The 2,580-nt window shown below is 56.7% G+C and carries 1 protein-coding gene and 1 pseudogene; both read left to right on the top strand.

Annotated features, from left to right (window positions below):
* Nucleotides 1–242: pseudogene (locus tag B3520_RS01970) on the top strand (hypothetical protein); the annotation flags it as partial.
* Between the two features lie 407 nt (nt 243–649).
* A partial coding sequence (locus tag B3520_RS01965; RefSeq protein WP_286875238.1) for a TonB-dependent receptor family protein occupies nt 650–2,580 on the top strand: 1,931 nt, incomplete at its 3' end.

Here is a 2,580-nt window from a genome sequence, read left to right as displayed (position 1 = left end):
GGATGAATAGGGCAATCCGGCGCCGCAGCATTCCTTTGTGGTGGTTAGCATTAGCAGCGGCGTTAAGCCTGCTGCTCACCATTCATGATACGTTTGTCATTGCTGTCTTCGAAGGCTACATATCCTGGTGCATACCCTACTGGGACAGTTGCACCAGTATCAGCCGTACAGGGCGTTACTGGCGGTGGGAATTCTCTCCGTTATCCTCACTGCCGCAGTACCTGCCTTGTACAGTCAACTAGACAATGCCTTTGAATGGGTATTGGCGCTACTCATAAACCTTCATGCGCTCTGGGTTGCGCTGCTCTGGCGGCAAAGCTCTTTCCGGGCAAGATTGTGGACGGAGTAAGGGATCGAACCGGGTTACCATGATCACCGACATTGCGAGCAGACCACCGGCGGCTTGTTTGGCCTTCAGAAAAGCTGGCCCCGGATTGCGGGCCAGCTGATACCCTCACCCTCCGCCCAACCCGCTCCGACCTCCGAATTGCCCGTTTGAGAGAAATTCAACCTTTTCAGCCTGGTGACACTCTCTCATTATCATTAACATTGGTTATTGACTTGATTATGAGAAGTCCTTAAATTCGTATCCGCAAATGGAACGCGTTTCTATTTAGAATTTCAAATACGAATAATTGCGGAGAAACACATGTTTAAACCTTCCCGCTTATCACTGGCCGTGGCTGTCAGCCTTGCCCCGGGCGCCAGTTGGGCAGTCGGCGATGATCAGCCCCAGATGCTTGAACCCATGGAAATCATTGGCGATGCGTCTGCCGCCCAGACCTTGCCGGGGTCAGGCTACGTTGTTGGCGATCAACAGTTGAAAACCGAGGTTGAGGCCGACATCAACCAGGTACTGAAAACCGTCCCGGGCGTGTATGTACGGGAAGAGGAGGGTCTGGGCCTGCGCCCTAACATTGGCATTCGCGGTGCCACGGCCGAGCGAAGCAGCAATGTTACCCTGATGGAAGATGGCATTCTGATCGCGCCGGCGCCCTACTCCAATCCGGCCGCCTATTATTTCCCGACGTTCAAGCGCATGTCCTCGCTGGAAGTACTCAAGGGTGCCCCGCTGCTGCGCTATGGTCCGCAAACCACCGGCGGCGTGATCAACCTGATTTCCACACCCATTCCCGACGAGCAGAAGGGCTACGTCGAAGCCGTCACCAACGAGCGCGGCTCCACCGACGTTCATGCAACCTATGGCGACACGAACGGTGACTGGGGCTATCTGGTTGAAACGGTCCAGCGCTCAGCGCAAGGCTTCAAGGACATTGACCGAAGCAACCGCAACAGTGGCTTCGACATCAGTGATTATGTCGGCAAGCTACGCTGGCAGGGAGAGCGCCAGAGCGTAACCGCCAAGCTGCAGTATTCCGAGGAAACCTCCAACTCGACCTATGTCGGACTGACGGATGCGGACTTCAACCAGGACCCCAACCGGCGCTACGGGCTTTCCAGTCTCGACCAGATGGATAATACTCACTCCGGTGTCAGCCTGACTCATCAGTTCGAGTGGAGCGACAATGTAAGCAGCACCACGACTCTCTACCGCAACGACTTCAAACGCAATTGGTACAAGCTCAGTGGCGCCGGAAACATCATCGGCCAGGCAAACGCCGGCGACGCCAATGCCCAGGGTATTCTGGACGGCACAATTGACGCCAGCGGTCTGGAATACAAAAACAACGCCAGGGACTACCTGTCCCAGGGCGTGCAGACAAACTTCGATGTAAACATTGGCAACCACGAATTCGACTTCGGCGCCCGCATCCACGAAGATGAAATGGATCGCTTCCAGCCGGTGGATGTGTACGACCAGGTCAATGGCTCCCTGGTGTTCCAGAACAGCGTGGCCCCAACGGGCAGCAACAACCGCTTTGAGACCGGCGAAGCCCTGAGCTTCTGGGCACTCGACAAGTGGCAGGCGACGGACAAGCTCAATATCAACCTCGCTCTGCGCTACGAGGATGTACAGACCAGCCGCACCCAATACGCGGATCCCGGTCGCACGACCGTCGACAGCACCCGCGCCAATGACAGCGCCGAACTCCTGCCTGGCGCTTCCTTTACCTATGACCTGTCCCAAAGCTGGCAGGTTCTGGGTGGCGTGCACCGGGGTTTCTCCCCTCTCGGAGGTGGTGCCAGGGCAAACGAAGATCCGGAAACCAGCAAGAACTGGGAAGCCGGCGTCCGCTACTTTGGCAATGCGTTCTTCGCGGAAGTGATCGGCTTCTACAGCGACTTCTCCAACAAGGCTGAAAACTGTTCAGTGGGCTCGCCGTGCAGCAATGGCGCCACTTCTGGCAGTTTCGTAGCCGGCGAGGCTGAAATTGCCGGTGCGGAATTCCAGCTCCAGACCGGCACCGAGGCGGGCGAGTTCTACCTTCCGGTCAGCCTTACCTACACCTTTACCCAGGCGGAAATCAGCAAGGACAATGCTGCCTCTGGCCTGAAAAAAGGCGAGCAACTCAAAGACGTTCCGGAAAACCAGATGAGCCTGCGGGTCGGCATGGAGCACCCGAGTGGCTGGGACAACTACCTTGTGGCCACCTACGTCGATGAGATGTGTGTCAGCGC

This window comes from Marinimicrobium sp. UBA4509 (assembly GCF_002388575.1).
Classification (GTDB): Bacteria; Pseudomonadota; Gammaproteobacteria; order Pseudomonadales; family Cellvibrionaceae; genus Marinimicrobium; species Marinimicrobium koreense.
The sequence above is the reverse complement of the archived record's forward strand: the minus strand, read 5'-3'. Positions and strand labels throughout refer to the sequence as shown.